This window comes from Magnetococcales bacterium, from assembly GCA_015228815.1.
GTDB lineage: Bacteria > Pseudomonadota > Magnetococcia > Magnetococcales > UBA8363 > UBA8363.
Genome location: JADGCV010000006.1, coordinates 138,307 through 144,449 on the forward strand (window position 1 = coordinate 138,307; position 6,143 = coordinate 144,449).

General features: G+C 60.0%; 5 protein-coding genes. All 5 read right to left on the bottom strand.

From position 1 onward, the window contains the following. Nucleotides 1-16: 16 nt before the first annotated feature. Nucleotides 17-964 (bottom strand): hypothetical protein, encoded by a 948-nt coding sequence (locus HQL76_04085; protein ID MBF0108337.1) that lies wholly within the window; start codon nucleotides 962-964, stop codon nucleotides 17-19. Nucleotides 965-988: 24 nt separating this feature from the next. Then, on the bottom strand, nucleotides 989-2,173 hold the full coding sequence (locus HQL76_04090) for a glycosyltransferase (GenBank protein MBF0108338.1): 1,185 nt from the start codon (nucleotides 2,171-2,173) through the stop codon (nucleotides 989-991). A gap of 34 nt (nucleotides 2,174-2,207) precedes the next feature. Further along, the gene (gene asnB, locus HQL76_04095; protein ID MBF0108339.1) at nucleotides 2,208-4,091 is read right to left on the bottom strand and encodes an asparagine synthase (glutamine-hydrolyzing); all 1,884 of its coding nucleotides are present in this window, start codon (nucleotides 4,089-4,091) and stop codon (nucleotides 2,208-2,210) included. 8 nt (nucleotides 4,092-4,099) lie between these two features. After that, on the bottom strand, nucleotides 4,100-5,308 hold the full coding sequence (rfaQ, locus tag HQL76_04100) for a putative lipopolysaccharide heptosyltransferase III (protein MBF0108340.1): 1,209 nt from the start codon (nucleotides 5,306-5,308) through the stop codon (nucleotides 4,100-4,102). A gap of 37 nt (nucleotides 5,309-5,345) precedes the next feature. Next, nucleotides 5,346-6,143 (bottom strand): restriction endonuclease (locus HQL76_04105; protein MBF0108341.1); only part of this gene is annotated, 798 nt, incomplete at its 5' end.

The following is a 6,143-nucleotide window of genomic DNA, read 5'->3' on the forward strand; positions in this document are numbered from 1 at the left end:
GATTATGATTAATAATCTACAACCAATCGATCGATTGATCATAACAAACATCGGGCAGTTGGGCCATGGAGGTCACTTCATGAAACCCCTGCCCCTGATTCCAGGTATCCATCCAGGTCTGAAAGTCCTGACCAAACGACAGGCTGTACCCCATGCGCGGTTCACTGCGGGAGGTGCGGCGCACAGGGAGAAGGACGAGGGTTTCCCGCCCCAGGGCGTTGGCGGGGTAGTGGGTAAAACTCGACATCGGGGTACCGATGATGATGGGGCAACAGGCCAGGGCAAACAGGTCACGCACCGGATTGGCCTGGGCCTGGTGTCCGTGTCGTTTGGGTCGGTAGGGATTATCCATCGGCGCCTGGAGGATGGGAAACGCCCCTTGAAGACGGGTGATTTCGTCGGGTTTCAGCCCATTGTGGGCCAGATAGAAGGTGACCCTGCCATGGCGCCGCATCACCGCATCCATGGCATATTCATACCACCAAAGCGGCACCTGGGAATGAATATGCCGCTCCGGGTCATACAGATCTTCCTCGGGCCCCTGGCGAAAATCACCACGACGGATATGGACCCCGACCATGATGGAATCCTTCAACGACGCAAACTGCCCGGTCAATTCGAGCAACAGCCGGGGATGGAGCCGCAGCCGGGCAGCGGTCTGGCGATAAAGCCTGCGATTGATCCGGGAAATGCCACCGAACAACCCCTTCTGGATCACGATCCGGTGCCCTCCCGCACGGACGAACGCCTCGGGGTCGGTCGCGGCAAAACGGATCGCCCCAGGCTTCATCCACGGACGCAAGCGGCAAAAACGGGCGCCGATCACCCGCAAATCGGCGGACTCAGGCCAGTCGAGCAGGACTTCATGGCCGAAATATTCCTGAAAGGCAAAACAGACCGGCAGGGCTTCGAGACGATTGCCCAGACCCGCGAAGAGGGTGCTGTAGACCTTTTTGCCGAACATGACCTCAAAGACCTTCCAGGTTCATCAGAAACCGCCCCTGGATCGGGCCAGGGAAATGGCCAGTCGATAACTTTCCTCAAGGGACGCGACGCACTTTTGTATGGTAAAACGTTCGCGAATGGTCTCGTGTCCCCCGCGGGAAATGCGGGCCGCCAGATCAGGCTCTGTGGTCAGCCGTTGAATGGCCCGGGCCAGGGATTGGGGCTCGGATTCGTCGATAAGCAGGCCGTTGACCCCATCCTCGATCACCTCGGGAATGCCGCTGTGGCGGGTGGCGATGCTGGGGATCCCCCAGGCCATCGCCTCCAGGAGGGCGTTGGGAATCCCCTCCCGATCCCCCCCCGGCGTCGTCCGGCTGGGATGAAGAAATACATCGTATCGGGTCAGTGCCTGCAACAAGGTCGGATTATCGACGAATCCGGGAAAATGGACCAGCCCCTCCAACCGTAAATCCCGAACCAGACGCTTCAATTCCTCTTCCCTGGGACCCGACCCCATCAAGGTCAGTTCCACCGCCATTCCCTGTTCCCGCAGCAGAGAAAGCGCCTTGATGGTCACATCCAACCCTTTTTTTTCCACGAAGCGGCACGCCTGCAACAAACGCAAGGGACGTTGTCGCGAAAAGCCCTCGGGAATCCGGGCCACAAAAGGTTCCGGAAGGGGAACCCCGGTGCGGTTCATGCGGATGCGGTGTTCGGGACATCCCCGTTGAACCAACGCCGCTTTCAGCGAATCGCTTCGAACCAAAAACAGGTCGGTGACCGCGAGCAACCGTTGAAACTCATCCTGAGTCAAATCGTCCGACAGGTCGGCGCCATGAAACGACACCACCTTCGGTCGGGTCTCCCGGACCAGATAGGGAAGGATCCGTACCGCCTCGGTGCCAAGATAGACATGCACGACCTCGGCCCGAACCCTGGCGACATGGATCCGCATTGCCTTGGTTTCGGCGCCATCCATGGGGACACGCCGCCGTTGCATCCGGTGGTAGATCCGCGAAAAAAAACGCCAGGGGCTTTTTTTCAGGATCAACAATCGTTCGAAAGGAAAAAGCTCGGGATGCCGGCGACTGCGGGTGATCACCCATCCTTCGAACGCAACCAGAGAGGTGACCTGACGATAGACATGCAGCATCTCGGGTCTGAGAAAGGTTGCCAGAAAGGAAACGACCACCGGTCGGTCCCGATCGCATCCCGAATCGGCCTTCATGAAGGGCACCACGATGCGTTATCGAGCATTTTTTTCAATCGATAAATTCCTGAAACCAGAGTTCAAGGATCAACAAGGCCCACAATTGCCTGCCCCGATTTTTCTTTCCCGCCACCTGCTCCGCCACCATCCGCCGCAACACCAGCGGATCGAACACCCCCCGGGTCAGTGACCGCTGCGTCAACAATACCGACCGCAACAGTTGTCCATCCTTTTCCCGCAACCATCGGGCCAGAGGAATCCCGAACCCGGTTTTGGGCTTGTGTACCACCGCTTCCGGCAACCGGTCCGCAGCCAGCTTGCGAAGAATGTTTTTCCCCACGAGGCCATCATGTTTCAATCGTTCCGGCACCGAAGCGGCAAAGGTCACCAATGTATGGTCGAGCATCGGTGCCCGCAGTTCCAGACCGTGCGCCATCGAGGCGACATCGGTCTTGACCATCAGGCAATCGGGCAGATAATTGCTCTGATCATGGCGCATCATCCATTCCCACCCGTTCATGGACGGATCCCATGCCGGCGGCAGGCCTGTCATCATCCGCGGCGCCATCGCCAAATGTTCCAGCATTCCCGAACCATAGAGCATTGCCTTGTCCCAGTGGTTGAAAATGGCCATCCGCGACAAAAACCGCTCCGGAAGCACGCCCCCGAAGCGGACGGCGTGTTGATGCATCCAAGCGGCCAGGCGACCCGGTCCCGACAACCGCGCCAGTCCCGAAATCATTTCCCCCACCCGCCAACGCACCGACTCTGGCAGAACATCGCCCCAGGCCCGCCGCATCGCCCGGGCATAGTTGGCATATCCGGCAAAACATTCATCCGCGCCATCCCCGGTCAATGCCACCGTCACATGCCCCCGTGCCAGTTTCGCCACATGCCATGTCGGCAGGGCGGAAGGATCGGCGAAGGGTTCGTTGTAATGACGCACCAGTTCGGGCAATCCATCAAGATGTGATGAATCCAGGATCAGTTCATGATGCCGGGTCCCATAACGCTGCGCCACGGCCCGGGCAAAGGGCAGTTCCCCCCCTCCCGCCTCATCGGCAAAGCCCAGCGAAAAGGTCTGCACCGGTCGGGAACTCGATTCGGCCATGAACGATACCACCGTCCCCGAATCGATCCCACCGCTCAACAAGGCCCCCAACGGCACATCCGCCACCATCCGCGTCCGCACCGATTCCCGCAACCGCCGCGAAAGTTCTTCTTCAAGTTCCCCATCGGTGCCGGCGAAGGGAGGTTGTGGTTCCGGTGCCCAGTACCGCCGCAGGGTCACTTCTCCCGCCGCCGTCACCAGCAAAAAATGCCCCGGCGGCAACTTGGCGATCCCCGCGAAAGCGCTCAACGGACTCGGGACGTATTGATGGGATAAATAGCGATCGATCGCCATCCAATCGGGCGCGACCGTCATTCCCCCATGGGCGGTAATGGCCCGGATGGCCGAACCGAATAGAAATCCTCGGGCATCCTGTCTGTAGAAGAAAGGCTTTTCCCCCAATCGATCACGCGCCGCGAACAAACGATGGCGTTTTCCATCCCACAAGGCGAAGGCAAACATTCCCTGAAGGTGCTCAAGCATGTCGGTGCCGAAGTCTTCATAAAGGTGCAGCAGGACCTCGGTATCGCTTCGGGTGGAAAAACGGTGGCCGCGTCGTTTCAGTTGTTCGGTCAACGCCTGAAAATTATAGATTTCACCATTGAAAACGACCCACAGCGTGCCATCCTCGTTGCCGAGGGGGGGGACTGCGGCATCACTGAGATCGATCACCGCCAGACGGGTCTGTCCCAGGCCAACGGGTCCATCGACATGCACCCCAAGGGCATCGGGCCCCCGATGGGCGATGGCCCGACACATCGCCTCCAGCCGCGATCGTTCGACCGCCGCGCCCGCGAAAGAAATCTTGCCGCAAATGCCGCACATGAGCCAGGTCAGCCAGCCTCGTCCCGAGAATGATCCGCCGTTCCATTTTTCTTGATGGTCGGTTTCGACAACCGTCTTTCCGATTGCCCCCCGGACCTTGTTGCAAACCTCTGAAGCGCCCGCAGCCAATGTCGGGCGATAATCTCCATGATGAACGCCACGGACAGTTCCGTCAAACACCGACTCACCTTGCTCCCCGCGCACCCATCACGGTCGCAGGGAATGCAGGGCCAGTCAAGGCGGCAGACCCAATGATTTCCAGCCTGTTGTGCCCCACCGCCACGGGTATAGGGCTGCGCCTGGACTCCATTGGGCCATGGACCCCAAAGATGCGGTTTGGTCGGACCGAACACGACCACGGTGGGAAGATCGAGGGCCGCCGCCATATGGCTCGGGGCGGTATCGACGCCGATGTAGAAATCGCAGGAATCGAGCAGGGCAGCCATCCCCTTGAGATCGAAATGGCCTGCCAATATCAAGGGTTTGGTCTTCATGTTGTCGATGATCCGCGTCAGGTATTTTTTTTCCACCGCGCAATCGGCGCCGGTCATGACGACAAAGGCGCCGTATTCCAGGGCCATGGCATCGGCGACGTGCGCCATGGTCTCGGGAGGAAGGCATTTGAACATCCAGCGCGAGGTCGCATGGATCAGGCACAGGGGCCGGGAACCATCATCCCCTTCGCGAAGCAACAGCGCTTGAATCGCCTCCCGCGCGGCTGGAAGGACCGGCAAGGTCACATGCAGGCCATCATGACGCAGACCCAGGGGGGCAGCCAGGGCCAGGTCGCGCAGGATGGCATGCTGGTCATGACCCGGTTCCGGCTGCATCGGATGATAGGCCAGGCGATTGGTCAGATTGCGTTGCCAGGGAACCCGGGTCAGGAGATGTCCCAGACGAACGCCTGCCCCGGTCATCCAGGTGCAGATCGCCCCGCGGTCGCCCCCCCCCGACAGATCGATCACCACGTCGAAGCGCGAGCGCCAAAGCCACCAAAACAGTGCCAACAGCCGCTTAACGCCGCTCCCCCGTTCAAAGCGCCACACCTGATGAATCCAGGGATTCCCCTCCAGCACCTCCGCCGCCGCCCCGATGACCAGAAACGAGACCGTCGCCTCGGGAAAATTTTCTCGCAGAACCCGCGCCAAAGGCGTCGCCAGCAACGCATCGCCGATATGCTTGAGTTTGATCAGAAGAATCCGCCGAGGAGGAACCATCCGCAACTCCGTCAACAATCGGTATGTCCGGCAATGTTCATGACCTGTTCCTTTCCCCTCTCCGACGGCGCTCGGCCTGGGGTGGACGCCAGGATCGAACCTTCGCTTCGGTCAGCCCCAATCCATGCATCGCCTCATCAATGAATCCGGCAAAATGGTCCCCCATGCCGGTATCGAAGGTGGGGTCCAGCGCATTGTGCCACTGTTTGAGCCAAGGCAACAACTCCAGCAATCCAGCCAGCAGGGGGGTGAGTCGCTCGGCGGACCAACCCTCGTTCTCCTTCATGCTGATGAAATAACCCGCCAGGGCCAGGGCCTGTTGCAGATGGTTCCAGCCCGCCCAGGCGATGACCGGGGTGGGGGCCTTGGCCTTTTCACAATGGGGATACAGAACAAAACGCTCCTTGGGCACGTCCAGCTTGCCGCGCAGTCGCCAGAAAGAGGCTTGCTGGAAGTCGGCGGCGGCGTATTTGGGCGGCACGGGGATGTCGCCCACCTTTTCGCCGGCGTCCGCTTTTCTTTGCAAATCCCAGGTGCGTTCCCAGGCGGCACGTTTGCGCAGGCCGGAATCCTTGTAGCGCAGGATGGGCAGAAACGGCACCGCCTCGTCCAAAACCAATTCGGTGACCAGAGCGGTGAGGTCGAAGTCACTGCGGCCCCGGTAGAGGGTGGCCACCTTGAAAAAATCACCATCGTGGTAGAGTTGATCCGCGAGACGTGCGCAGGTGGTAAGTTCCGGGGCATCGGACTGCCACACCGGCATGGCCTCGATGCGGTCCAGGAGCCACCCCTTGAGGGCGCGCTGTTCCTGCTCCTCCCAGGACTCCAGATTCCA